The 26,458-nt window shown below is 59.4% G+C and carries 23 protein-coding genes and 1 pseudogene; 17 read left to right on the top strand and 7 right to left on the bottom strand.

Annotated features, from left to right (window positions below; genetic code table 11):
* Positions 1-76 precede the first annotated feature (76 nt).
* The 5 genes from BM438_RS07390 (at position 77) to BM438_RS07375 (ending at position 7,716) form a co-directional block, all read left to right on the top strand.
* Positions 77-1,546, top strand: coding sequence for an efflux transporter outer membrane subunit (locus tag BM438_RS07390; RefSeq protein ID WP_167378332.1), 1,470 nt, complete (start codon positions 77-79; stop codon positions 1,544-1,546).
* A complete protein-coding gene (locus BM438_RS07385) occupies positions 1,543-2,754 on the top strand; it encodes an efflux RND transporter periplasmic adaptor subunit (RefSeq protein WP_093633626.1) in 1,212 nt (403 codons plus the stop codon). Before BM438_RS07390 ends, BM438_RS07385 begins: the two co-directional genes overlap by 4 nt.
* Positions 2,751-5,864, top strand: a complete 3,114-nt coding sequence (locus BM438_RS07380) for an efflux RND transporter permease subunit (RefSeq protein ID WP_093633625.1) — start codon at positions 2,751-2,753, stop codon at positions 5,862-5,864. The genes BM438_RS07385 and BM438_RS07380 overlap by 4 nt, the downstream gene beginning before the upstream one ends.
* 278 nt (positions 5,865-6,142) lie before the next feature.
* Positions 6,143-6,292: a hypothetical protein gene (locus tag BM438_RS45405; protein ID WP_167378331.1), complete on the top strand. Its 150-nt coding sequence runs from the start codon at positions 6,143-6,145 to the stop codon at positions 6,290-6,292.
* Positions 6,293-6,627: 335 nt separating this feature from the next.
* Positions 6,628-7,716: a hypothetical protein gene (locus BM438_RS07375; RefSeq protein ID WP_093633624.1), complete on the top strand. Its 1,089-nt coding sequence runs from the start codon at positions 6,628-6,630 to the stop codon at positions 7,714-7,716.
* 139 nt (positions 7,717-7,855) lie between these two features.
* Here BM438_RS07375 and BM438_RS07370 read toward each other — a convergent pair whose 3' ends face one another.
* Positions 7,856-9,415, bottom strand: a complete 1,560-nt coding sequence (locus BM438_RS07370) for a methyltransferase regulatory domain-containing protein (protein ID WP_093633623.1) — start codon at positions 9,413-9,415, stop codon at positions 7,856-7,858.
* Between the two features lie 362 nt (positions 9,416-9,777).
* Between BM438_RS07370 and BM438_RS07365 the strand changes: the two genes are divergently transcribed.
* Entirely contained in the window at positions 9,778-10,686 is a 909-nt protein-coding gene (locus BM438_RS07365; protein ID WP_167378330.1) for a class I SAM-dependent methyltransferase, read from the top strand.
* 194 nt (positions 10,687-10,880) lie between these two features.
* Here BM438_RS07365 and BM438_RS07360 read toward each other — a convergent pair whose 3' ends face one another.
* The gene (locus BM438_RS07360) at positions 10,881-11,750 is read right to left on the bottom strand and encodes an SDR family NAD(P)-dependent oxidoreductase (protein ID WP_093633621.1); all 870 of its coding nucleotides are present in this window, start codon (positions 11,748-11,750) and stop codon (positions 10,881-10,883) included.
* 74 nt (positions 11,751-11,824) lie between these two features.
* Here BM438_RS07360 and BM438_RS07355 point away from each other — a divergent pair, with 74 nt between their 5' ends.
* Positions 11,825-12,232 (top strand): MerR family transcriptional regulator, encoded by a 408-nt coding sequence (locus BM438_RS07355; RefSeq protein WP_093633620.1) that lies wholly within the window; start codon positions 11,825-11,827, stop codon positions 12,230-12,232.
* Between the two features lie 364 nt (positions 12,233-12,596).
* Here BM438_RS07355 and BM438_RS07350 read toward each other — a convergent pair whose 3' ends face one another.
* Both BM438_RS07350 and BM438_RS07345 read right to left on the bottom strand, forming a co-directional pair.
* Positions 12,597-13,229: a type 1 glutamine amidotransferase family protein gene (locus tag BM438_RS07350; protein WP_093633619.1), complete on the bottom strand. Its 633-nt coding sequence runs from the start codon at positions 13,227-13,229 to the stop codon at positions 12,597-12,599.
* A gap of 15 nt (positions 13,230-13,244) precedes the next feature.
* Positions 13,245-13,367, bottom strand: coding sequence for a DMT family transporter (locus tag BM438_RS07345; protein WP_244179276.1), 123 nt, complete (start codon positions 13,365-13,367; stop codon positions 13,245-13,247).
* Between BM438_RS07345 and BM438_RS46940 the strand changes: the two genes are divergently transcribed.
* Positions 13,321-13,791 (top strand): LysR family transcriptional regulator, encoded by a 471-nt coding sequence (locus tag BM438_RS46940; RefSeq protein WP_425270728.1) that lies wholly within the window; start codon positions 13,321-13,323, stop codon positions 13,789-13,791. The two genes, BM438_RS07345 and BM438_RS46940, sit on opposite strands and share 47 nt — an antisense overlap.
* On the opposite strand, the gene BM438_RS07335 is transcribed toward BM438_RS46940, so the two are convergent.
* The 3 genes from BM438_RS07335 to BM438_RS07325 all read right to left on the bottom strand — a co-directional run bounded on the left by BM438_RS07335 (position 13,727) and on the right by BM438_RS07325 (position 16,843).
* The gene (locus tag BM438_RS07335) at positions 13,727-14,767 is read right to left on the bottom strand and encodes a diguanylate cyclase domain-containing protein (protein WP_425270726.1); all 1,041 of its coding nucleotides are present in this window, start codon (positions 14,765-14,767) and stop codon (positions 13,727-13,729) included. The two genes, BM438_RS46940 and BM438_RS07335, sit on opposite strands and share 65 nt — an antisense overlap.
* A gap of 274 nt (positions 14,768-15,041) precedes the next feature.
* Positions 15,042-15,869: an SDR family oxidoreductase gene (locus BM438_RS07330; protein ID WP_093633617.1), complete on the bottom strand. Its 828-nt coding sequence runs from the start codon at positions 15,867-15,869 to the stop codon at positions 15,042-15,044.
* Between the two features lie 344 nt (positions 15,870-16,213).
* Positions 16,214-16,843 (bottom strand): TetR/AcrR family transcriptional regulator C-terminal domain-containing protein, encoded by a 630-nt coding sequence (locus tag BM438_RS07325; RefSeq protein ID WP_093633616.1) that lies wholly within the window; start codon positions 16,841-16,843, stop codon positions 16,214-16,216.
* 277 nt (positions 16,844-17,120) lie between these two features.
* Here BM438_RS07325 and BM438_RS07320 point away from each other — a divergent pair, with 277 nt between their 5' ends.
* From BM438_RS07320 to BM438_RS07285, 9 genes and pseudogenes are all read left to right on the top strand, one after another.
* Positions 17,121-18,593, top strand: a complete 1,473-nt coding sequence (locus BM438_RS07320; RefSeq protein WP_093633615.1) for an FAD-dependent monooxygenase — start codon at positions 17,121-17,123, stop codon at positions 18,591-18,593.
* Positions 18,594-18,665: 72 nt separating this feature from the next.
* A complete protein-coding gene (locus BM438_RS07315; protein ID WP_143131660.1) occupies positions 18,666-19,340 on the top strand; it encodes a Crp/Fnr family transcriptional regulator in 675 nt (224 codons plus the stop codon).
* Between the two features lie 99 nt (positions 19,341-19,439).
* Positions 19,440-19,853, top strand: a complete 414-nt coding sequence (locus BM438_RS07310; RefSeq protein ID WP_093633613.1) for a RidA family protein — start codon at positions 19,440-19,442, stop codon at positions 19,851-19,853.
* 50 nt (positions 19,854-19,903) lie between these two features.
* Entirely contained in the window at positions 19,904-20,980 is a 1,077-nt protein-coding gene (gene hppD / locus BM438_RS07305) for a 4-hydroxyphenylpyruvate dioxygenase (protein ID WP_244179272.1), read from the top strand.
* Between the two features lie 71 nt (positions 20,981-21,051).
* Positions 21,052-21,444 (top strand): YybH family protein, encoded by a 393-nt coding sequence (locus BM438_RS07300; RefSeq protein WP_093633611.1) that lies wholly within the window; start codon positions 21,052-21,054, stop codon positions 21,442-21,444.
* Positions 21,445-21,924: 480 nt separating this feature from the next.
* Positions 21,925-23,469, top strand: a complete 1,545-nt coding sequence (locus BM438_RS07295; protein WP_167378329.1) for a tannase/feruloyl esterase family alpha/beta hydrolase — start codon at positions 21,925-21,927, stop codon at positions 23,467-23,469.
* Between the two features lie 50 nt (positions 23,470-23,519).
* Positions 23,520-23,645: pseudogene (locus tag BM438_RS46120) on the top strand (ABC transporter substrate-binding protein); the annotation flags it as partial.
* A gap of 287 nt (positions 23,646-23,932) precedes the next feature.
* On the top strand, positions 23,933-24,421 hold the full coding sequence (locus BM438_RS07290; protein WP_167378328.1) for a MarR family winged helix-turn-helix transcriptional regulator: 489 nt from the start codon (positions 23,933-23,935) through the stop codon (positions 24,419-24,421).
* A 12-nt stretch (positions 24,422-24,433) separates the two neighbouring features.
* Positions 24,434-26,107: an FAD-dependent oxidoreductase gene (locus BM438_RS07285; protein WP_093633608.1), complete on the top strand. Its 1,674-nt coding sequence runs from the start codon at positions 24,434-24,436 to the stop codon at positions 26,105-26,107.
* Positions 26,108-26,458 lie beyond the last annotated feature (351 nt).

Raw genomic sequence — 26,458 nt, 5'->3', positions numbered from 1 at the left:
TCATTATTGGGCGAAAGCGCCGACAGGACCCGCTGACTACTCTGGCGACATTCCCATGTTGCCGGAGTGTTCTCCAATGTCAGGGCTGTCCCGTCCGGCGCCTTTTTCGCGCGTCGTCAGTCCTCGTGCGCCTCATCGGGCCCTGCGTGCTGCCGCATGCGCACTCGGCGTCGCGGTTCTGGCCGGGTGCTCGCTCGTGCCGGCCTATCAGCGGCCGGTTGCGCCGCTCGCGCAGCGCTTCGACGGCGCGGCGAATGCTTCGCTCGCCGATACCGTTCCTGTAAAGAGCGGCTGGTGGCGCGAATATCACGACCCCGCGCTCGATGCGCTGGTCGATCGCAGTCTGCAAAACAACTTCACGCTGGCGTCCGCCATCGCGAGCGTAGAGCAGGCGCGCGGCAACGCCGAAAAGGCCGGGGCGCCGCAGTATCCGTCGCTGACGCTCGGCGCCACTTTCGACCGCGCTCACCAAGGCCGTGGCTCGACCACCAAAACCCAAAGCCTGTTCGCCGAAGCAAGTTACGAGGTAGATTTCTGGGGCTTCAACGCCGCCAACGCCAGCGCGGCCGACCTGCTTGCGCGCGCGTCCGAATTCGATCGCGATACGGTGGCTTTGACGCTGACCGCGTCGGTGGCGGACACGTATTTCCAGGTGCAGAGCCTGCGCCGCCGTCTGGCGATCGCACGGTCCATTTCCGACGATGCCGCGCACATTCTGCAATTGTTGCTCGCGCAACAGGAGGCGGGCGTCGCGACCGAGCTGCAGGTGCAGCAGCAGCGCAATGCGCTCGCCACCTTCCAGGCGGCGGTGCCGGCGCTGCAACAGCAACTGGACACCAACATCCATGCGCTCGCCGTGCTGGTGGGCACCGCGCCTGAGCAGTTCACGGTCAACGACACCGCGCTCGCTGGTATCGCCATTCCCCAGCCGCGTCCGAATCTGCCGGCCAGCCTGCTGGAAACGCGCCCCGATATCCGCTCGAAAGAAGCACAGTTGCAGTCGGCCAATGAGAGCGTCGGTGCGGCGCGCGCGGCCTTCCTGCCGAACATCGTGCTGACCGCCGACGGTGGGCTCAGCAGCAAGTCCCTTTCGCATTTCCTGTCGAGTCCGTTTGCGAGCCTCGCCACGTCACTGGCCGCGCCGCTGTTCGACGGCGGCGCGTTGCGCGGCCAGTTGCACGCAAGCCAGGCCGCCGAAGCCAAGGGCGTCGCCGATTACCGGCAGGCCGTGATCACTGCGCTGCAGGACGTCGAAGACTCGCTCTCGGCGGCGCAACAGCAGCAGCTCGCGGAGGCCGCCGACCAGACCGCCGCCGACGCTGCCCGCAAAGCCGCCACGCTCGCGCAAGCCCAATACGAGCTCGGTACCGTCGATTTTCTGACCGTACTCGACGCCCAACGCACGCTCTATCAAGCCGAAGACACGCTGGTGCAGGCGCGGCTCGCGCGCCTGCAAGCTTCGGTGAGCCTGTTTCGCGCGTTCGGCGGCGGCTTCGGCGTGACCGATAGCAGCACCGCTTCCACTTCTACGCCTTCCCGCTCATGAATCCTGCTGATAGTCCGAATTACGAGGCGCCTCGCGCGCGCCGTCGCGCGCCGCCCGTGGTGGCGTTCGCTGTCCTTGTGGTGATTCTTGTCGCGTGGTTATGGCCGAGGCATCCGGCCGTGAAGCCCGCAGCTGCGGTGCCGGTCAACGCCGGTCATCCGGTGAACCGGGATTTTCCGATTCGCGTGGCTGCGGTGGGTACGGTCCTCGCGCTCAATACCGTGGACGTCAAAGTGCGTGTGGATGGCCAGTTGCAGCGCGTGTCCTTCACTGAAGGGCAGGACGTGAAGGCAGGGCAGTTGCTCGCCCAACTCGACCAGGGTCCGCTCACTGCGCAATTGCATCAAGCGGAAGCGGCGCAACGCAAGGACCAGGCCTCGCTCGATAACGCGAAGCTCGATCTCGCCCGTTACTCGAAGCTCGTCGGCATTGGCGCGGCGACCACCCAGGCCGTGGACACCGCGAAGGCGCAAGTCGAAGCGCTCGCCGCTACTGTAGCGGCAGACGCAGCACTGGTGCAGAGCGATCGCCTGCAACTAAGCTTCACCACGCTATTCGCGCCTTTCACCGGCCGCGTCGGCGCGCGCGAGGCCGACATCGGCGCGATCGTGCATCCCACCGACACGACCGGTATCGTCACCGTCACACAAATGGAGCCGATTACCGTGCTGTTCTCCGTGCCGCAGGACGTGCTCCCCGACTTGCTCGCCAATCAGGCGGGCGCACCGTTGGCGGTGAACGTCACCACGCGCTCCGGCAGCACCGCGCTCGCCGACGGTACGCTAGTGTTCATCGACAGTACGGTCGACCCCACCACCGGTCAGATCAAACTCAAGGCTTCCTTCACCAACAAGGATCGCAAGCTGTGGCCGGGCGAACTGGTGAATGCGCGCGTGCTGTTGCGCACCGATACGCAGCGGGTTGCCGTGCCGAGCCGAGCGGTGGTGAACACGCAGAATGGTACGCAGTTATACGTGATCAACGCGAATGGCACGGCGCAGATGCGTCCGGTGAAAATCGGCGTGACGGTCGACGGAATGACGGAAATTCGCAGCGGTGTCGCGCCCGCGGATCTCGTTGTATTCGATGGACAAAGCCGTTTGAACCCAGGTGTGCGTGTGGCGGCCACCACGGTGCCGGCGGTGGCCCAGGCACCGGTCAACGGAGACTCGGCGGGCAGTCAGGCTAACCAGGACAATCCGTCATGAGCCTGATGGGACGGTTCATCGAACGGCGCATTGCGACCAGTTTTCTTGCCATCGCGGTGCTGCTGGCGGGTGCGGTGGCGTACTTCATGCTGCCGGTCGCGCCCTTGCCACAAGTCGATTTCCCGACCATCCAGGTCGTGGCGAAGTTGCCAGGTGCAAGCGCCGAGACCATGGCGACTTCGGTAGCGACGCCGCTCGAACGACAACTCTCGCTGATCGCGGGTATCACGCAGATGACGTCGTCAAGCTCGCTGGGTACCACCAACATCGCCGTGCAGTTCGATCTGTCGCGCGACATCAACGGCGCGGCGCAGGATGTGCAGACGGCGATCAATGCGGCGGGCGGCACCCTACCGAAGAATCTGCCGAATCCGCCGACCTATGAAAAGGTCAACCCGGCGGACTTCACCTTGCTGTCACTCGCGCTAACGTCGCCATCGCTCACGCTTACGCAACTCGACAGCTACGCAGAGGACTATCTGGCGCAGCAGATCTCGCAGTTGCCAGGCGTGGGTCTCGTCGATTTCCACGGCGAGCAGCGGCCCGCCGTGCGTATTCAGCTCGATCCCGACAAGCTCACCGCACGCGGCCTCACGCTGGAAGACGTGCGCTCGATCGTCGGCTTGCAGACGGTGAATGCACCCAAGGGCAGCCTGAACGGGCCGGATCGCTCGGTGATTTTCAATGCCACCGACCAGATCACGACCGCCTCGGCGTATCGCGATCTGGTGGTCGCGTACAAGAACGGCGCGCCGATTCGCCTATCCGATCTCGGCACCGTTCTGAACGCCGCCGAAGACAACCAGCAGGCCGCATGGCTTCAGCACGAACGCGCGATCATCCTCGATATTCACAAGCAGCCTGGCTACAACGTCGTGCAGACGATCGCCAACATCAAGGCAAAGCTGCCAGCACTCGAAGCGACGCTGCCCGCCGCCGCGCATTTGAATGTAGTGGGCGATCGCACGCAAACGATCAATGCGTCGGTGCACGACGTGCAGTTCACGCTGATGCTGACGGTCGCACTCGTCGTGATGGTCATCTTCTCGTTTCTGCGCAACGTGTGGGCGACGATTATCCCGAGCCTGACGATTCCTTTGTCGCTGGTCGCTACGTTCGGCGTGATGTATCTGCTCGGCTATAGCCTAGACAATCTGTCGCTGATGGGGTTGACCATCGCGGTGGGCTTCGTGGTGGACGATGCGATTGTCGTGATCGAAAACGTGATGCGGCATGTCGAAGAAGGCGTGCCGCGCATGAAAGCCGCGCTGCTCGGCGTAATGGAAGTGCGCTTCACCATTATCTCGATGACGATCTCGCTGATCGCGGTGTTCATTCCGATCCTGTTGATGGGCGGCATTGTCGGACGCCTGTTCCGCGAATTCGCGGTGACAGTGAGCGCGGCGATCCTGATGTCGGCGCTGGTCTCGTTGACCGTCACGCCGATGCTATGCGGCTGGCTGATACGTTTGCCTGAGCCGGATGACACAGGGCGGATGCGCAAGCTCGAAGCCTGGCTCGAACGAGGCTTTGTCGCGGTGGAGCGGCGTTACGAGCGAGGTCTCGATTGGGTGTTGAATTGGCCGAAACTGATGCTTGGCGTGACGATCGCGACGATCGTCGCGACGATCGCGCTGTTCGTCGTGATCCCGAAGGGCTTCTTCCCGCAGGAAGACTCCGGGTTGATCATGGGTGTCGCGCAGGCCGCGCCAGACATCTCCCCGCGCGCTATGTCTCTGAAAATGCAGCAACTGGGCAATATTATCGAAGCCGATCCCGCCGTCGACAACGTCTATTACTGGATGGGCGCGAATCCGACCGTGAGCCAGGGCCGCGTGATGATCAACCTGAAGGCGTTCGGTCAGCGCAAGGACAGCGCCGCGCAGGTGCTCAATCGTCTGAAGCCGCAGTTAGCGAAGGTGATGGGCATTTCATTGTCGATGCAGGTCCGCCAGGATATTCAGGTAGGTGGCCGTATCAGCGCCGCGCAGTATCAGTACACGCTGCAGGACCCCGATATCAGTGAACTCAATCATTGGGCTGGCGTGCTGACCGACAAGCTGTCGAAGCTGCCGCAACTCGCCGACGTCACTTCGGATCAGCAAGCTGCCGCGACCAGCGCGACGCTCGTGATCGACCGCAGTACCGCCTCGCGCTTCGGCATTACCGCGCAAGCCATCGACGACACGCTGTACGACGCATTCGGCCAACGGCAGATTGCCACGCTGTTCACGCAGCTGAATCAGTACCACGTCGTCGAGGAAGTCGATCCGAGCTTCCAGTTGACCACCGATGCGCTCGCGCACCTCTATGTTCGTTCGCCGCTGACGAACGAACTGGTGCCGCTCAACACGCTGGCGAAAATCGAAAACAACGTGTCGCCGATTTCGGTGAATCATCAGGGGCTGTTCCCGGCTGTGACGATCTCGTTCAATCTGGCGCCGGGGCAATCGCTCGGCAATGCCGTGACGGCGATTCATCAGGCCGAAAGCGCGGCAGGCAAACCCGACAGCTTGACGGGGTCGTTTCAGGGCACAGCGCAGGCGTTTCAGGCCTCTCTTGCCAGTGAACCGTATCTGATCGCGGCCGCGCTCGTCGTGGTGTATCTGATCCTCGGCATCCTGTACGAAAGCGCGATTCACCCGCTCACCATTATTTCGACGCTGCCTTCGGCGGGTGTGGGCGCATTGCTCGCGCTAATGCTGTGCGGCCAGGATCTCTCCATCATGGGGATGATTGGCATCATCCTGCTGATCGGTATTGTGAAGAAGAACGCGATCATGATGATTGACTTCGCGCTCGTGGCCGAGCGTGAGCATGGCTTATCGCCACAGGAAGCGATCCGTCAGGCATGCGTGCTGCGCTTCCGGCCGATCATGATGACGACGCTTGCCGCGCTGTTCGGCGCACTGCCGCTTGCGCTTGGGTCTGGCGCGGGCGCGGAACTGCGTGTCCCGCTCGGCATCGCGATTGTCGGCGGCCTGATCGTTTCGCAGATGCTGACGCTCTTCACGACGCCGGTTGTGCACCTGTGGTTCGACCGTTTGTCGCATTGGCTGGCGGAGCGGCGCGCGAAAGGCGATATGTTCGAGCGCGAATCGATAGGTTGAGTGCGGTCGGCAGCGTAACTGCCAGTGCTCGACTGCTGGCGCGCTCTTCCATGCTCAGCGTGCCATCCCAGCACGCATTTCAATTCTGTTGGACCGCCGCCGATCCGGCGTGACGGTCCCTACCTTCAGGCTGAACTCCCGGGGGGCGTTAATGCACTTTGTTTGCGACCTCCTTGGCGAGCAGGCGTTGCGCCTGTTGATCGCCCTTTCCTGCTTCCTGCGCGGTCTGAACTGACGTCTCGCTTGCTTCGGCCAACAAAGCACGTGCGGCGCTGCTGATGTTGACCGTATACGACGACGCTGACGAAGCGGACGTGCTGGTGCTCGACCCCGTAGCCGACGAAGCGCTCGTGCTCGATGCCGGCGCGCTCGACGCTGAACCCGATGTCGACGCGGCGGATGAGGCCGGCGCTTGTGCGGTGCTTTGACCGACTGCCTGAATGGACATTCAAATCTCCCAGTAGAAAAACGTGTGTACTGCGTTCTGTCTATCGGCCTCGATTCGGAGTGCTTGAGCAGTATATTTTTTCAAAATTTCCATCTTCTTAAGGATCTCATAAGGAGAATTAAGAAAAGGCCAAAAGAGAGTGTTGATAGAGGCGTCCCTTTCTTAAGATTGGCATAAGGTTTCTCATCGCATTGCGAGCCGTCACCATTCAGTCATCCGCGCATGTTTCTATCTATTACGTTTAATCACCGGCTACCTCGCAAAATGTCGGTATCCCTGCCTTTCCACCCCGTATGAATGTTTCAGGAGACAAACATGCCGAGCGTTCGATCTGTTCACGCAGTAAGCCGCATTTTTAGCCGCACCGCGCTCGCGTTCGCCGCTCTCTGTTTCGCGGCCGGGAGCGCCGACGCGCAAACCTCGGCGAAGCCGATCGTCACTCCGGGTTTTAGCCTGACTGTGTTCGCAGCGGGTTCCGGCGGGTTGATGAGCGCACCGGATTCACTGGCCGTGCTCGATGGTCACGTTTGGGTTGGCTATGCAAACAACGGCGCCCCCGACGGCTCGAATGGCGCGATGAGCGCGATTGTTGAATACTCGTCAGACGGCAGTGTCGTGAAGACTTACCAGGTCGCGGGACACAACGATGGCCTGAAGGTCAATCCGTACACGCGAGAGATCTGGGCGATGCAGAATGAGGATGCGAATCCAAACCTCGTCATCATCAATCCCTCAACCGGCCAGGCATCCAAACCGTATTCCTTTGGCAAGACGCTGCACGGCGGCGGTTACGACGACATCGTGTTCAAGGACGGCCAGGCCTACTTCAGCGCGTCCAATCCCTCCCTTAACAGTAGCGGCAAGAATATGGGGCCCGCGATTGTCCGCGTTGTGCACCTTGATGCAAACACCTACACGATCGACGTCACTCCGGTAATGCGCGGCACATTGGACGCCAGCAACATTCCGTTTGGCACGGTGGCAACCCTCAACCTGACCGATCCGGATTCGATGACGCTGACGCCGTCGGGTGATGTGCTGCTCGATGATCAGGGGGATGGTCAGCTTGTCTTGTTGCGCTTGTCGGGCGATGAGCCGCGAGTGCAATATCTTCCGCTTCTCGGCAACGTGCAGGTTGACGACACGGTATTCGCCACTGCGCGACGGGGCTATCTGCTCGTGTCCGATACGAAGGCGAACGTGGTGTACAAGATTAGTGCCAATGTCTGGCAGCGCGACGCGGCGTTCTCCGCATCAACGGGCGTGGCCGCTACGAGTAGCACGCCGACGGTGCCGGCTTATGTAGGCCAACTTGATTTGCGTAGCGGGGCAGTCCTTCCTCTGGTGACCAATCTGGCCAGTCCGCACGGCATGGCCTTTGTACCGACAGACGACCAGCAGTAACGGCCGCGCTTTATTTGCCGGATGACGTGATCGCCGTAAGCAGCTGCGCGGCGATTGCGTTGGCCGAACGCCCGGTTGTCCGCTGGAGCGGACGCGGTCATGGAGCTAGCGCGATCCACTTGCCGACCGTATCGCTTCCTCAAGCGATTCCCAGTGCCTGCAATATCGGTAGGTGTATTTCAGCAAAGCGATTCGCTTTCGCAATCAGATCGTCGCGGGTGTTCAGCGGGCTAACGGCAACACCTTCCATGGCATGAGCCGGCGTGAGGCTCGTGTGTAAAGCAGCTTCGGCGAATTCGGCCCACTGTGCGGGTTCCCTTAAATGACGTCGCCTCGCCAACAGGAAGAGCTGCGGCACACGGGGAATCAAAACACCCGATCCGGACACCGGGCTGACGAGGAATTGTACGTCCCCGTGCTGGAGCGCCTGCTCGCAAATGGCGGCGTTCAGCCTGTCCGATGACGGACGAGCGAGCTCGATGTGCGCCTCTTCCTGTACATTCAGCAGCACCCCGGCCCCTACTAGCAACGTTACGGCCTTGACGATGAAGGGGAGCGTAATCCCGCGTCCGCGGACGCTGTTTTCGATATCGACGAGGCGTGCAGGTTGATGGCTGGCAAGCGCGTCGAGGATCGGACCATATGAGCTTTCCGGTAGCGTCGCTTCTCCCAGCGCACCGCGTATCTTCAGCAGGACTGAAGCCCTCGGCAGCGCCAGCATGACGCGATGCGCGCGCAGCGCCGTCTGCTGCGCATCCTCACCGAGTGTTTGGCTCCCTTTGACCCAGTAATCTCGCCGCATCGACCGGTTGATGCAAAAGTCCCGTACGGTCTCAAGTAAAGCGGTATCTGGAACGCCCGCCAACAAGGCGCGTTGAGCTGGGTTGAGATTGATCTCGTCAACGTGATCGCGATAGTCAGCAGAACAGCCATAAGTCAAACCGCTCGCGGCAAGCGATGATGTGACCTGCGAGAAAGTCATGGGCTGCCAGTCACGATTGAAATATTCGTGCGCGAGGTAGTGCGTGTTCTCCTTGGACAATGCGTCGACACGTTCAGCCAACTGCGGGTTGACCACTGCGTAGCCGGGCTGCGTCGCAACCACGGACTTCACGAAGTCCAACGCCGCAGCAATGTGCGTCTGGACTTGCGTTTCGGCGGGTACGCCGCCGTGTTCATTCAACCGCGCGCTCACCTGAAAATGACAGTTCATCAATTCGCGCACCGGCAACATCGTGGCCCACCCGGGCTGGGTGTTATAGCTCATATACACGACGCCGCCGTCATTGAGTTTGCGTCGAATGAAATCGGCAATAAGCGCGCGATTTTCGTCGGAAATCCAGCTCCAGATACCATGCATGCCGATGAAATCAAATTTCGGCAATTCGTCTCGCCTACAGAATTCTGCGAAGCTTTCGGCGAACAAGCTTGCCTGGGATCCTGCGCACTGTGTCAGTTGCTGGGCAAAGCTCGCATGAGACGGGTTGAAGTCAGTACCGAACCATCTTGTAGTTGACCCGGCTGCGTGGATATTCACGCTGACGCCGTGGCCGAATCCTAGCTCGCAGGCGGTACGCAGGGTCGGAGGGGCGATTCCCGACTGTAGCAACGGAAGTCTAAGACGTAGCGGATCCAGTTCGTCGCAATAGCCGTACGTGTACGCAATACCATCAATGCTGCCGGCTTCCCACTCACTCACGTTCTAGCTCTCGTTTTCTTGAAGGATCGCCGTGCTGGAATGACGGCTTCCCAACCCACTTGCAGCAGAGGCCGGGCGATATGGTCAACGTCGCAGCGTGCGGATCGCCTTGCCGTCGGATCGGCTTGATGCGAAGCCTCTCATAGCGCTGACCCCTTTGTCTATCCTCAGTCCGAAGACAGACATTCCCAAGCGTTTCCCCGCTCCGACAGCAGGTCCTTCAGGTTCTCATAAGGTAGCGTCCCTAACATTCATGCGCCGACGGCGATGCCGCTCAACTGCTGGTCGGCTGATCCGGGATGAGGTTCGAGTCTTTGGTCATTCGACACACCTCGTTATCCAATCAAGATTCGTCCTTCGACATGAATAGTTCCGACTCCCAGCTGCAATCCGATGTGTGGTCCGATTGGCTGTTACATATCCGGCACGGAGATGACCCAGGGCACGAACGAGCTCTCCATGTCGAACTCAAACATCATGTGGACCGCGTTCTGGCCGGCGCGAGGCTTGCCCCTGGCATGACGCTCGCCGACATCGGTACCGGCGATGGGCTGATCGGTTTAAGCGCGATCGACCGCATAGGCCCATCGCTGCGCGTGCTTATGACGGATATTTCGGCACCTCTGCTTCGTCACACTGAAGCACTCGCAGTTCAGCGGAACATCCAGGATCAGTGCGTCTTCATCCAAGGCTCCGCCGAATCACTCGATGGCATTGAGGATGGCGCTGTCGATGCAGTCACGACACGGGCCGTTCTCGCGTATGTCCCGGACAAGATGGCCGCCCTGCGGGAATTTCATCGGATTCTCAAGCCCGGTGGCCGGCTATCGATCGCCGAACCGATTTTGCGCGACGATGCAATCGAAGCAAGCTCGCTGCGGAAAATCGTTGAAGGTTTGCCCGAGAAAGCGGGGGACAACTTCTTCCACCTGCTGCATCGCTGGAAATCCGCTCAGTTTCCCGATACCGAGGAAAAAATTTCTGCGAGTCCGATTGCCAACTACGGCGAACGCGATCTGGTCCGCTTCGCTTTAGATGCGGGGTTCGCGGATATTCATATGGAGTTCCACATTGATGTCCGTCCGGCCGCGGTCACCTCCTGGGACGTGCTGCTTGGCAGCTCGCCGCACCCCTGGGCTCCGCGGCTCGGCGACATTCTCGCAACGCAGTTCACGTGGACGAACGACTATTCTTCGAACAGATCCTCCGCCCGCAAGTTGAAGGTCGCCGGTTGGTCACGGCCGAGCGCACCGCTTACCTTACCGCGCTAAAGGTGCTTCGCTGACGCACATAGCCGCTTCGATTGCATGGCTCATGTTTCAGTTCGGGAACGCCCGTAGCCCGAGGACCATTGCCGAACCATTTTGACGGCGGCCGGCGCATTGGGTGTCTCACGTAGCACCCATGTTTGCCCGGGAAGATACGGCCGATACGCCTTAGGTCGGCCGTACTTCGTCGTCTTCCGTCAATCCAGCCGCAGATGTTGCAGAAAGGACAGATCCGCGTCATCCCGATCTGTCGACTGGCTGACGTGCTCCCATGTCGCGGTGGCCTTGTCGCGAGCCGCTTCCGCCATGCGAACGGCGAACAGTGCATCACTTCCCAGCAGCAAATGATTGGGAAGTTCGTCCTTGCGGGACAGATCGAAAATCACTTTCGCGTATTTGCTCAAGTCGCCGATCTCGTTACCGGCCAACCGTTGCGCCATCGACAGCATGTGCCCGACACTCGCTTCGTAGTCCGGCATGATCGTTGGGGCATGTTTCGTCGCGAGCGGCGCCCAGTTGGTCGGCATGCTCCCCGGTTCGACAGCGACCACTTTTACACCGAACCCGGCGACCTCTTTCGCGATCGCCTCAGTGAAGCCGCCGACCGCGAACTTGGCGGCATGGTAAGCGCTCATGCCGGGCGCACCGAGTCGGCCCGCACCCGACGAGATGTTGATGAAGTGCCCCGAGCGCTGCAGACGCATGACCGGTAAAGCGGCGCGGGTCAGGTTGACGACGCCGTAAAAATTCGTGTCGATCTGCGCCTTGAAGTCGTCCTCGCCCATCTGCTCGAACGGCGCAACGGAGCCGAACCCCGCATTGTTGACCAGCACGTCCAGTCTGCCGAACGTATCGACCGCAAGCTTGACGGCGGCCTGCGCGGCCACCGCATCGGTGACGTCGAGCGTAGCGACCGCGATCCGGTCGCCATACCGCGCCTGAAGCTCGGCAAGCAGTTCAGTCTTTCTCGCCGTCGCGACGAGACGGTCACCATGGTCGAGAACGACCTCGGCGATTGCCCGGCCGAGACCATGCGCGCTTCCTGTGATCAGCCATGTCTTTGCCATTTTCATTTCCTGTTTCAGGTGGAAGAGCACTACACTCTAAGGGCGTACCACACTACATAGTCAATAGCTCAATCATGCTAATTTCGGATTTTGCCCGCGCCAACGGACTGTCCCGCGAGACGGTGCGCTTCTATGTGCGCCTCGGCCTTCTCCGGCCAACCACGAGCAGCAAGGGAGGCCGCCGCCCCTACCAGCTCTTCACTGATGAGGATCGCCAGGCCGCCGAGGTGATTCGGGTGGGTCAGTCCCTCGGCCTGTCGCTCAAGGAAATCGCCGCCCTGGATACGGAACGTCGCGAAAACGGCATCCCGCCCGATCGTCTGACCGACATCCTGAAGGCACAACTTGCCGGACTGGAAGCGAAGGCGGGTGAGTTGGACACGATGATCCGCTTTGTACGGGCGAAGATCGAGTGGCTGGCAGCCGGAGGACACGGCCCCCATCCGAATCTCGGGCGATGCGGATGCGACGCTGCTCCCTGAAATCAAGTTTTCGATCCGTCCACGAGAATGAGATACATATTGCCTTGCGCCGCTATCTGCTCTCGGTTCGTTGGCCAAGCTCGGTCACGTACTGCGTGACACCTTCCCAGATGAAGAAGGTTCGTTGACTAATCGAATAGCCGCACGCGATCCCATTAACGACAGGATGGCAGTGAGCATCTGTGCGAGTCGGGTGAGCGTGCGTGGAGGCCACATGCCAGGGATGGTTCAAGAGGAGTGAACTTCACGTTCATATGCCTGTATTCCGATGGATTCCGCCAGTCTCGATGACCATCAGGAACACGTTTTGACGATAGGTGAACGCGTACGCAAGATGCGTGTGAGGATGTTGCATCGGAGCGAATCAAGTTGACGAGGCCGCCTTGAGACCTGCTTCAGTGGTCAGAAACGGACTGACCGTTGCGATGGCGCGGCTCACGTATTCGTCTTGCTGACCCACCGGGGCGGCATACCGAATCACAGTGGCAGCCTGTTCTATCCCCAACATGCTTCCGATGATCCACGCCGCGATGTATTGGGAAGCCAGGCAGCCACCTGCCGTTGCCACGTTCCCCAGAGCATGAAAAGCCTGGTCCGAGACGCCTGGCCCTTGCCGGGTGAGCAGGGGTTCAGTCATCAGATCGGTGCAAACCGGCTCACCCGAGAACAGGCCGAGAGCCGACATAATCAGTGCTCCAGAGCACTGGCCAACAAGGAGTTGGCGAGCAGGATCGACGTTCATGCGGGCTAACATCGCGGGGTCCTCGGCAATCTCGTCGGTCTTCATCCCGCTGCCAAAGATGACCGCATCCGCTTCGCCGGCAAATTCCAATGGCTTCTGGACCTCAACCACGATCCCGTTCCTGGACGTCACCTGGTCCGCGGCGCCGGTGATGTAAGCACGCCGTCCCCGGCCACTCAGGCGATTGAGCAGGGTGGCCGACACGAATGAGTCAATTTCGTTAAAGGCATCGAACGTCAAGACAGCGATCTTCATGGGCGCTCCGTCGATTCATGCTGCTCCTTTACCACTGGATGAGGACACCCCCCCGATCAGAAGCGCGGTCCCAATCAGGCGGGGGAGATCAATCGGGTGTTCGGCGAGGCCCAACCATCCGAAATGGTCGATCGTCACCAACCCGGCCCATATCGACCTGTTTCGTGCCGTTATGCGTCACGGCGGGATGACGAGAGCCGCGGAAGCACTTGGCATCGGCCAGCCTCATGTCAGTCGCGCGATTGCGCAGCTCGAAGCGGACCTTGGCTTTCCGCTGTTTGTACGAGGGCATGGGAGCGCATTGCAGACCAAGGAGGGAGAAGCGTTCTCGCGCGAAGTCGAGCGGACCTATGCTGGACTCGATCAGCTTCGGCAGGCGGGGCGCCAGATGCCGCGACCCAAGGCACTTCGGCTCTCTATGCTCCGACGTGTTCCAGCCTATCTCGCGTGTCTGCAATCGCAGCCGATAGACCAACTCCCGCTTGCCCCGCACGCACTCACATGCGCTCCATCTTTCGCATCCGCTTCGCCTCATACATCGCCTGATCTGCCCGATCAATGAGTGTTGTCATCTCGACGCCATCGTCGGGAAGAACAGCAGCGCCCACACTGACATCGAGGTCGAGCGCGCGCCCCTCGAACTCAAAGGGCTCACGAACCTGCTCGACCATACGCATGCCCAGCCTCTCGGCATCTGCCTTGGAGTGGATACCGGGCAGGATGACGGCGAACTCGTCGCCACCCACGCGCGCCACCGTGTCCGAGCACCGCGCTGTCTTGTTCATGCGTAGCGCCGCTTCCCTGATCGCCGCGTCGCCCGCGCGGTGGCCATAGCGGTCGTTGATGGGTTTCAGGTCGTTGAGGTCCAGATTGAGAATGCCGAGCGTCGCTGAAGCTCGTTGAGCTTGCTGAATCGCCTGCCGCAACCGGTCGTAAAACAACGCGCGGTTCGGCAACCCCGTGAGCGCATCGCGCGTAGCCAGATAATAAAGCTCGCTGGTTGCGTGCCTCGCTGCGTGAAACATCGCGGCAGCGATCAGTTCTGACATCAGTTCGAGCGCGCGAATATTTTCGTCGGTGAACGCGTTAGCCGCTGCGCCCACGACCTTCAGCACGCCCACCGTCGTATCGACATGCCTGAGTGGCGTGACGATCATCGAGCGCAGGCCCACTCGCCGACACGCCTCACGGTCGACGCGTGGATCGATTTCCGAGTCCGCACATCGCAGGATGTCGCCGGTTTCCACGCATAGACCGGACAGACTGCCGCTGCGTTTGAGCCGCAAACCCAGCAGCGAGGAAGCAATGCCCGAACTCGCGCGGTAGACCATTTCATCGCCTTCAGCAAGCTCGACCACCGCGCCATCGGCCTGCGGGACACGCTCGGTGACAAAACTCATGACACCGCCAAGATCCAGTCCGAGCTTGGCAATCTCCGTCTGTGCCCGCACGATCGCCAGAAGCGTTTCGTTGTCGGGTACAACGTCGTTGAAGGGTGTCTGCAAGGGTCTCTCCGAGGGCAAATTGTTCGCAGACATTCTACGGGACAAATATTCCATGGCCGACCTGCGAATGGCTTATGGATGTGGATCATCCGGCCGCCGCACCCTCAGCCCAGCGGGCAACCACGTAGTAAAGCAGGCGCATCGGCGTAGGAACGAGTGCGGTCCGGGATTTCCTGACGTTATTTTCTGCAAAGCCTTACAGGCCCGCCGTGGGAACGAAACTTCATCAGGCCCAAGCAACGTAGTTGAGAGCCATTCAAGAATGCCGTCGTTTCGTCTCAACTCGATGCGCAGTTGAGCCCAGGCGTTAGCCGGCATTGCCTTGAGCGGCTTTCGAAACGCTTTCCCATTGCCGCCACGTGGCGAGCCGATCCGCGTAGGCATGTTCTGCGATCTGGAGGGCAGTGTCGCCAAGCAACAGACGCAACGGCGGGGTCTGTGCGTCGACAACCGCGAGAATCGCCTCGGCTGTGGCCTCGGCGTTACCGAGGGCGCGTGAGCCATGGGCTGCCGCTAGCTTCTCGCGCAAGCCGCTGTACGCGTCCAGCTTCGTTGCGTGATGAGCGGATGTGCCGCGCCAGTCGGTGTCGTAGCCGCCGGGTTCGATGAGCGTTACCTTGATGCCGAAGTCCGCGACTTCCTTGGCAAGCGCATCGCACAAACCTTCGACCGCCCATTTGGATGCAACGTAGACGCCTGCCGTGGGGAAAGTGATCACGCCGGCAAGACTGGATACTGCGAGCACGTGACCGCCACCTTGTGAACGTAGTAACGGCAACGCGGCCTGAATGACCCACAGCGAACCGAAGAAATTCGTCTCGAACTGCGCGCGTGCCGTCGCTTCATCTGTTTCCTCGATAGTGCCAAACAGGCCATAACCCGCATTGCTCAGCACCACGTCCAGGCGACCAAAGTGACGATGCGCCTGTTCGACCGCGGCGAACACGGCGCCGCGATCCGTGACGTCGAGTGCGAGTGGAAGAATCGCGTCGCCGTACGATTCGACGAGATCATTGAGGTTCGCAATGTCCCGCACTGTGGCGGCGACACTGTCACCGCGTGCGAGAGCGGCCTCGGCCCAGACGCGGCCGAATCCGCGTGAGGTACCTGTGATGAACCAGACTTTCTTACTCATATGCATTAGTTCCGAAAGAGGCCGGATCACCAGCCTGGTTTTAACCGATACCGCTGCCATCGTTAATCTAACAGTGGTAGGTTGGTATTCTAGGCTAACAGTGTTAGTCGTCAAGGGAAATTGTGAAGAGAGTGAGGCTCGATGCCGAATGGCGGTGGCGGTGACGCCTGCGCGGACAGTTCCGGCAGGCAGCGCACGCAAGTGGGGGAGAACAACAGGATGGCGCCGCGTGGTCTGGGGAGTCGGCAGACCAGCGGGCAGCGAGCTTTACCGCTAACCTAGCAGGCGCGCGAATTCGGCGCTGACGTCGGCTTCGTTATCGACGATCCGGAGTTGTTAGTCTATCAAGACTCGGCGATCCTGCTTTTGAACCCCCGGATCAGCAGGTCGAGACCCAATGCGAAGCGCTGGTCGAAGTTGTGATTGAAGATGTCGTCGGCCGCCTCGTATGCGTGGGGATAGCCTGTGTTCGCTAACGCCATGAACGCGGCTCGGCGCGCATCCATGTCGATGTCGTTGTCTGTGCCAAGCGCCTGTTCTTCCATCACGAATCCGAGCACGTAGTAGAGCACGCTGAACGAACCCCATGAGGACAGCCGGGTGTTTGCGCCGGCCTCGGCCAGCGTGGCCATCATCGCGTTGCCGACTCGCATGACATTTTCGGCCACGCCATAACTGCCGGCGAACACGCGCGCGCCGTCCCGATGCTTCAACATCGCGCGGCGGATTTCGACCGCGATATGGCGCAACCGCTCTTCCCACTGGTGATGACGCGGCGCCTTACGCGCGACGTTCTCCATAAGCATATCGGCCATGCCGTCCATCAGTTCCTGCTTGTTCGCAAAGTGCCAGTACAGCGAGGCTGCCTTGATATCGAGCGCCTGCGCAAGCTTGCGCATTGTTACACCCTCGATTCCAAGCTCATCGAGGAGGTCCATTGCAACCTGGATGACCTGTTCTTTCTGTATTGCCATGAGGGCCTTTTTTGAATGTTGAGGGTATCGAGACTTGCTGCCGCTATTGAGTGTGCGTGGAGATTCTACATTCTAAGCTAACAGTGTTAGTAGCCACTGACGGTTATCGCAGGCGCGCGGTTGCAAAGAAGCAGTTGGAGGCTCGGTGAAGTAAGCAATGGCACGCATTGCACGAACCCAGGACCCGGCATACGGCGCCTATCGACGATAGTTTCAGTTTACTATCTAACACCGTTAGATTAAAGTCCGCGTATTTACTTTGAGGAATACCGTTGATATGAATACGTCGTTCGAAGTTGTGGTGGTGGGAGGCGGACCGGTCGGTCTGTGGTTGGCATGCGAATTGCGGCTTGCAGGGCTAAGCGTCGTCGTGCTCGAAAGGCGCACGAAATGCGTCGAGCAATCACGTGCATTGACCATCCACGGTCGTACGCTGGAGGTGTTGTCGCTGCGAGGAGTCGAGGATCGTTTCATTGCGACTGGCAAGCCGATCACGGCGGGCCACTATGCGGTTCTCGACACAAGACTTGATTTCAATATTTTCGACAGCCGCTTTTCCTACACGCTCTTTATTCCGCAGAAAGCAACCGAAGAGATCATCGAGCAGCGGGCGCTGGAACTAGGCGTTGATATCCGCAGAGGCGCTGTTGTCGAAGGCATGACAGTCGATTCAGGCTCGGTCAGCGTTCGTGGGGCGGGACCCGAAGGTGCTTTCGAGCTGACCGGCGCCTATGTCGTAGGAACCGATGGTGCTCGCAGCATTGTCAGACGAGAGGCGGGTATCGATTTCGTGGGACATCCGGCGACAGCGATGGCATTGATGGGGGACGTCGTGCTGGATGCGCCGCCCAGCGTACCCCTGTTTTCCGAATTCAATGAACGGGGCAGCGTGATGGTCGCGCCATTGGGTGACGGTCGCCACTATCGCATCGTTCTCAATGAGGCCGTGGATCGCGGCGTGACGCGCGACGACCCCGTGACGTTCGAGGAACTGACCAGCGTGACGAGGATGATCGCCGGAACGGACTTTTCAGCCCGGGACCCACTGTGGCTTTCGCGGTTCGACAACGAGACCCGGCTCGTTTCTCACTATCGCCGGGGGCGAATTTTTCTCGCCGGCGATGCAGCGCATATTCACCTGCCGGCAGGCGGGCAGGGCATGAACGTCGGCATCCAGGACGCAATGAATCTCGGTTGGAAACTGGCGGCAGTCGTTAAAGGAGAGGCACCCGAATACCTGCTCGATACCTATGAGCAGGAACGCAGGCCGGTGGGTGCCTATCTTCACGATACGACGATGGCGCAAGGCTACTTGATCACCGGCTTCTCACCTCATGGACGCGCTTTGCGAGACGTATTCAATGACATGCTCAAGAACCCCGAGATCAACGCTTATTTTGCACGGCAGGTTTCTGGCTTCGGTGTGCGCTATCCCGAAGCGCTGCCTGGTTGTGCTGGATCGAGTTCGTCCCTGCTGGGAAACCGGATCCGCGATACTGAACTTCAGTTGAAGAATGGAGAACGGACGAATTTGTATTCGCTTCTCAGCGCGGGAAAATGGGTTCATCTCGCATTTAACGCTGGCGCGCAAGTGGCGATACCAGAATGGCTTCCGACAGACGCGGTAATTTTTGAGGAAGTGAGGGGCGTCGAGCATGCTTCGATGTTCTCTGGGTTGAAAGCGATACTGATACGCCCGGACGGGTATGTTGCCCAGAGTGCAGAGGAACGTCACGTCGACGCTGCTTAGCACGCAATCGAGTAGCACTTATGTTCATGCCACAATACACGCGTCAACACGCCCACATGAGAGGAGTCAGGTTTGAGCAAGAGTGCCGCGGCGACCACCGAGACATGGCATATGGATGACGCCACGGCGGGCGTGTGGATTCGTGCAGCCCATCTCGGCCGGAAGATAAAGGTCGAGAAGGGCAACATGATTTATCGTCAAGGCGAGCTTGGTTTCACCTTTTACTTTCTGCTTTCCGGTCGTATCCAGGTTTCGATCTTTCAGAGTGACGGCGCCGAGTTCATGCTTGAAATGATGGGGCCGTGGTCGATGTTCGGCGAAAGCCCCGCTATGGATGGCTTCCCGCGCATCGCCACAGCTATCGCAGCCGAAGACTCGGAACTGATCGAGTTCGACATCAGGGTTATCACCGGGGCAATTCCGTCCTGTCCAGAACTTGCCATCTCACTGATGCGCATCGTTGCGCTCAAACAGCGGATTCTGGCGTCCCGCATCCAATACCTCGCGCTTCCAAAGCCGGAGATGCGAATCGGGGAGCTACTGGGACGGATGGCCGAGCTGTACGGCGAGAAGCGCGAGGACGGCACGCTGATATCCATCCCTCTGACTCATGAGCAGATCGCCGCCATGACGGGGGCGACCCGGGTCACCGTCACCCGTGCACTGAAGCGCTTGACGACGCTCGGCGCAATTGAACTCCGGCAACGTCGTATCTGGGTGCTCGACTCGTCCAAACTTCTCGGTTGATTTGGTATCACGCTATACAGACGGCAGCTTAGCTGGTCACCTAAAGTGGTCACGTTGGAATCAATTTCCCGTACTACACCAGTTGATTGAAGGACTGCCATGAGCAAAATCGAGCGCCTGCGTCTTCCTGACGACGACGCAACCTTTGGAAGCAATCGCATTTTCGACCTGTTCCAGTACTCGCCGGCCGTGACGGCTAACGGGCTGGTCTTCATCGCTGGCCAAATCGGCTTGCGTGCCGACGGGTCGATTCCGGAAGATCCGAAGGAACAGATCGACGTTGCATTCAAGCGTATCGAAGCCGTGCTCAAGCATATGGGCCTCGATTTCACGGATGTCGTCGAGCTCGTTTCCTATCACGTCGATGTCGGCTCGCAACTCTCCACGTTCCGCGAAGTAAAGGAGCAATACATTCGCTCGGACTTCCCGGCGTGGACCATTCTCGGTATCGCCGCGCTGGCTCGCCCTGAGCTTATCGTCGAGATCAAGGTGGTCGCTGCGACCCGCAAGTAAGTTCCACTTTCGCCGGCCGCGGCCTGATTGTCGAATGAGAGCGTGCTCCCTTGGGCTCGATCTACGACATATATTTTGGATTACTACTTGGTATTATGACCACTCGAGTGAAAACTAACGGATTCGCGTTCGTCGAGTTCGTCTCATCCCAGCCGATGGAACTCGTCGAACTCTTCGAGAACCTTGGCTTTCGCCTTCGCGGCAAGTCGAAGAGCGACATGCTCCTGATGACTCAAGGCGCAGCCGTGTTCATTGTTAACGGGAATCCGAACGCGTTCGAATCCCAGCACGGTGCGTCGGTGCGTGCGATTGGAATTCACGTCAACGACGCGAAGGCAGCACACGAGCAGGCGTTATCCGGCGGTGCTGTCAGCGCGTCTGCGGAACAGGAGGGCGAGTTTGTCCTCGACACGCCGACGATTCTCGGTATCGGAGATAGTCTCGTGTACTTCGTCGACCGCGACTTCCGCGAAATCTTCTCGCTTCCAGTCGAAGCCAGAAACACGCAGGAGGGTGATGCCAATATCCTGGCCGTCGACCATACGTCGAATATTGTGCACCCCAAGAATCTTGATTTGTGGGCCAACTTCTACCGCGACACGTTTGGGTTCGCTGAGAAGCAGTATCTCGAAGTCAAAGGCCATATGTCCGGAATGCGCGCGCGCTCAATGGTGAGCCCGTGCGGTCGTGTATCGATTCCGGTGGCTGCCGCCGCTCATGACCAACCCGGCGTGCTCAACCAGAACGATGAATTCATCCGTGACTACGGTGGCGAGGGAATTCAACACATCGCGCTGCAGACGTCCAACATCGAAGACACGCTTCAAAAGCTCAGTGCTGCCGGCATCGAGTTCATGGCGGCGCCATCGCAGAGCTATTACGACGGAATAGATGGGCGTCTTCCGGGGCACGGTCTTGACATCGAGCACCTGGCTGAACACGGCATCCTGGTCGACGGCAAGAGTCCGCAGAAGATTCTGCTGCAGCGTTTCACGAAGCGCCAGATAGGCCCGGTCTTCTTCGAAATAATTGAACGCCGCGGTGAAGACGGGTTCGGCGAAGGCAATTTCAAGGCCCTGTTCGAATCGCAGGAGAAAGATCAGCAACAACGCGGCTCACTTAATTGACCACCGCGTAGCAGAGAACCCACGGTCCCTGCTGTGGACCCTTTCACTGACCACCTTGAAGGAATGAAGCCATGACAGAACAGAACATTCGGGACCATCTCCTTTCCCGATATAACGGATGGATGACCGCAATAGCAGAGAAGAACATCGACGCGATAGCGTCAATTTACGCGAGTGACGCCGTTTATATGCAACCGGGACAGCCGCGGCATGTTGGCAAGGACGCGGTTATCGCCGTATGGCGTACCTATTTCACGCGCCCTGACTTCAGGGCGCTCTACAGCCCCACGCTGACAGTATCCGCGAGTCTTGACATCGCCTATGACGTCGGCAGTTACGTCATCAGCTTGACGCGGGATGGTGAGCCGGTGGAAATCCGTGGGAAATACGTGGTGATATGGAAGATGGAGAAGGGCGATTGGGTCGTTGCCGTCGATATCGATAACACCGACCACCCGGTGTGAGTGTTGTCGCGCAGCACCTGAACGAACAGGTCGTCGCCTCAGGCGACAAAAAGGGATCGGGGAAAAATCCTGGCGGGCCGCCTGCGCTTGAAAGATCCCTGCCTACGCCGTATATGTTGCGTCAATTAGATGCATGAACGCATATTATGCATACAGTAGGTACGTGTGCATGAGCATTATTCGGCTAAGCCTAATTTCCTTTCCGCACTCTACCCGCCGGGTAACCCCATATCCCACCAACCAAGCGGGTTAACCCCGCTTGGCGTCAAGCCAAAACGATCCTAACGTTACACACATTGATTGAACGACCGGACGGTTTATTAATGTCCGACCCGCTCAATCAGGCGGATGTGTTCCTTCAGATTACCCATCTACTTCCCGTTGCCGGGCAGCGATCCTGCTCGTCCCGACGAAAGCGAAGAACCCGACTCTCCGGCCGCGACGGCAATAAATACGACACCTATATCTGGAGATACCAACGTGAAGAGCTGGATTGAATGCAATGCCAGGCGACTCGTTGTCGCACTGGCGGTGGGAGGGTGCGTCCTCGCACTTTCGGGGTGTGGCAGTTCTGACAATGTCGCGTCGCCGGCGCCAGTCGACTATGCAGCGCTGTGCACGAAAATAAACGGCCAGCAGTTCAATGGCATTACGGTGACGGCAACTTCACGCATTGCTGCCGCAGGTGGCAACCCGGGTTATTGCAAGGTCAGCGCAACGGGAGCTGCCAGTACCACACTCGACATCGAGGTCGATCTTCCCGACAACTGGTCGAAGCGGCTGCTCCAGCAAGGTGGCGGTGGTTTCGACGGAAGCATCCCCACGGTCGAAGCAACATCCGCACAATTTCCGCTCATCAAGCCCTTGGTCCGTGGGATCGCCTATACCGCTTCGAATGGCGGAAACCGCACCGGCAATCCGGCGGATCTGCTGACGAATGCAACGGCGGAGAAGGACTACGCGTATGCATCGACGGGAATCACGGTTCATTTCGCCAAGGCAGTGATTGCCGCCTTTTACGGTTCCGCGCCGAAATATACGTACTTCAGCGGCGCGTCGAACGGTGGCCGCGAGGCCTATCTTGCCGCCCAGAATCAGCCGGGAGACTACGACGGCATTATCGCCGGCGACGAGACCATGAATATGGGAACCCAGGTAACGGCGATGCTCAATATTGCAACGCTTGCCGGTTCCGCTGCGATGCCCTCAAGTGCTCAGTGGACAGCAGCGTATTCCGCGGCAGTCGCGCAATGCGGGAATGCCAACGGCGTGATTCTGAATCCTGCTGCCTGTACCTTTGATCCATCGACCCTGCAGTGTGGTGCATCCGGTGCGCCCGCGGCAACCTGTCTTTCGGCAGCGCAGTTGCAAACCGTGCAGCGAATAGTCGCGCCATTGTCGACAAGCGGCGGCCAGTTACTGTTTTCCGGGTACAACTGGGCGGACTTCGGCTCCATGTTCGGCGTCGGCTCGTATGGCGGGCTGGGTGGCGGCTTCGCGGCGATTGCCACGGGCAATGCGAATTGGCTGCTGCCCGCAACGGTATCAGGCAGTCTGCAAGCGAACTTCAACGTCGACACCTCGTATCCGGTCATTGCCGCAGGGCTGCAAAACGTCGGAGCGGATCACAACCTGCAGGCCATCGCGCAATACCTGATGGCAGGCAAAAAACTGATTTCGTTCAACGGCGCAGCCGACCCGTTGATTTCACCACGAGACCATCTGCGTAACTGGCAAACCGTCGTGCAGCTTGCCGGGTCCGCTGGAGGCAATGCGCGCTTCTATCTCGAACCAGGAGTGGGCCACGTACTCGGTGGCAACGGTCCTGATCAGACGGACTATCTCGGCGCGATGATCGCGTGGGTCGAACAGGGTACCGCCCCAGGGCAACTGGTACTGACGAAATTCGATTCCAACGGCAATGTGACGTCGTCCCTGCCGGACTGCCCGTACCCAACCGTGCCGCACTATTCGGGCTCCGGCAGCGTGAGCGCCGCGGCCAGCTACACCTGCGCCGCAAGCTAGACACGCGTGTATACCTGCCAATAGCGAATAACGATTTCCTGCGCGTTTGCGTCAAGGACTTGCCCCTGTCTCATGGCGTCATGAACACGACTAAAGCGGATCACAATGGTCTTGATCGGCGCGCGAGGGTAATCGTCGAGATCGTCGACGGAAAGTGGAAGTTGCGCAACGACTAACCGTGCTGTGCCTGGAGTGAACTGGTGTCGAGCACGCGGCACCAGCCCAACCCATGTTGGACACAATGCCTACCTGCGAGAACAGTCAGACTGCACTAGATGTGTGCGCGCATACAACTGACGTCCTTTCCGCGAATATCTGCGAAAATCCAACCTGAACAGTCCCCACGCATCGAAGGTGTGCCGGCATGCACGCCTTCCCGCTGCGCTCACGCGGCAGGCCGTGGCGAGGAATCTGTCAACACAGGGTATCGCAATGCAAATATTCGTCGGAAATGGACAGGCGCATGAAAGGTAGTGCAACCGGCATCGGGCGCAAACTCGAACTCCTGTATGGACTGGTTGCCTCGCGGGTGTTTCACCACGCGTCGACGATGTTAAGCGGCGACGTGACCTTCGCGCGCGTCATCTCCCTGTTTCACCTCCATCACCACGATTCGCAGACCATTGCTGAACTGGCCGAGGCAACTGGCCTGAGTCATGCTGCGGCCAGTCGTATGGTCGACGGGCTGTATAGGGAAGGCGTGGTGGATCGTCAGGAGGCGGCCGAGGATCGCAGGCAGAAGTGTGTTGAATTGACGCCTGATGGCCTGAAAAGAATAGAAGCCATGCGCCAGGTAACAACCGAGGCCTATGCTGAGATGATGGCGCGAGTGCCAAAGGAATTGCGCATCAGGCTCGACGAGATCCTGATGGAACTCGAGCCGTACGTGATCCCTTCTGAGCCAGAGCCGGAAGGCCGTCCGCGTAAACCCCGATCGCGTCGCCAAAGCTGAGGAAACGCAACCATGAGCGATAAATCGTCAGGCGGATTTGGAGACCTGGTGTCAGGCGGCAGCCGCCACCACCAGATTTTTCCAATACTGAATGAAAGACAGTTTGCACTATTGGAGAGGTACGGTGAGCGCCGCAGGCTGAACACGGGCGACGTGCTGTTCTCCGAAGGTGACCGGCACATTCCCATGTTCGCGATCGTCTCAGGGACGATCGAGGCGACGAGAGGCTCCGGAGACGCTCTCCACGTGCTGGGTTCGCACGGTCCAGGCTGCTTCACCGGTGAGGTCGGAACACTTGCCGGCCGCGCCGCGGTGGCATCGGCGCGCGCCACCAGTGATTGCGAAGTCATCGTAATCGACGAGGAATCGCTGCGCGCGCTCGTCATCGCAGAAGCCGAATTGAGCGAAACGATCATGCGTGCGTTCATTCTGCGCCGGGTCGCTTTTATTCAGGACCAGAGCGGAGGTATTCTGGTCATTGGCAGTGCGGCGTCCGCGGCCACGTTCCGTCTTCGGCATTTTCTGAGCCGCAACGGTCAGCCATCGGCCTACTTCGATATCGTCGACCATCAGGAGGCGCAAGCGCTTCTCGAACGCAATGGCGCGACGGAAGCGGATATTCCGGTGGTCATCACGCGACAAGGTCACGTCCTGAAGAGCCCGACCCACCGCGCCGTGGCCGATGCCGTTGGTCTCAGTCCCGACAAGCTGAATGGCGAGCGGTTCGACGTGGTCGTGGTAGGCGCCGGACCGGCAGGTCTTGCGGCCGCGGTATACGCGGCCTCCGAAGGCTTGAAGGTCGCGGTTCTCGACACCAAAGCGCCGGGTGGCCAGGCGGGTACAAGTTCGAAGATAGAAAATTACTTCGGGTTCCCAACGGGTATCTCGGGTCAAGCGCTTGCCGGGCGCGGCCTGTCGCAATGCCGAAAATTCGGCGCTGAGGTCGGCGTGCCCATTGAAGCGCTCGGCATCGATTGCCAGGACGCACCGCCTTTTCACATTCGGCTCAACTACGACGAGCACGTATATGCCCGCGCTGTTGTCGTTGCGACTGGCGCGCGTTATCGGAAACCGCCGCTCGACCGCCTTGAGAATTTCGAGGGGCGCGGCGTTTACTACAGCGCCACGTTCATGGAAGCCGCGTTTTGTGCCAACGAAGAATTGATCATCGTCGGCGGCGGAAATTCAGCCGGTCAGGCAGCCGTTTTCCTCGCGGGATTTGCGCGGCATGTCCACATCGTGATTCGCGGTGACGGACTCGCTACGAGCATGTCGAATTATCTGATCCGACGGATCGATGCGGCGTCCAACATTACCGTTCATCAGCGGACTCAGGTCGTAGAACTGTACGGCGATGAGCGGCTTGAATCGGTCAAATGGGACCGGCAAGGGCAGGTCGAACAAAAGCCGATCCGGCACGTCTTCCTGTTTCTTGGTGCGCAGCCCAGTACCGGCTGGCTCGGCGATTGTGTTGCACTGGACAAGAACGGCTTCGTGCTCACCGGCACCGATGCACTTAAGGCGTGTCCGCCAGATCGTCCGCCTCGATTTCTGGAGACGAGCCGACAGGGCATCTTTGCAGTTGGTGACGTTCGCAGTGGTTCGGTGAAGAGGGTCGCAGCTGCTGTCGGAGAGGGCGCCGCTGTCCTTCAGTCGCTGCATGAATATTTGGCTCTGTATGAGTGAAGTCTGACTGCAAGTGTCGGCAAAATAGCGGCGTTCTGACCATGCAACGCCGTAGCGATACGTACCTCATGCGGGTGCGTTACGACCAATCGTCGTAACGCACCCCGCGTCAAATCTGGACGACTTTTCGTCCATGCCGCATCAAGCGCATAGCTCGCGACAAAAGTACACAAATCCAGACAAACGGCTCGTGGACGGAAGAAATACTTCCGTCTAACATTCGCCCGTTCTTGTAAAAAACGGTAATACACAGTCGACAGCAATAGTTGATTTGCCCGATCTCGTCAACAGAGAGGTCTGGATTTCCGCCTGGTAATCGCTCTGAAAATCTGGAATTTCATAGTAGATGAA

It is taken from the genome of Paraburkholderia aspalathi (genome assembly GCF_900116445.1).
GTDB lineage: Bacteria > Pseudomonadota > Gammaproteobacteria > Burkholderiales > Burkholderiaceae > Paraburkholderia > Paraburkholderia aspalathi.
This window is presented reverse-complemented; position numbering and strand designations above follow the sequence as displayed.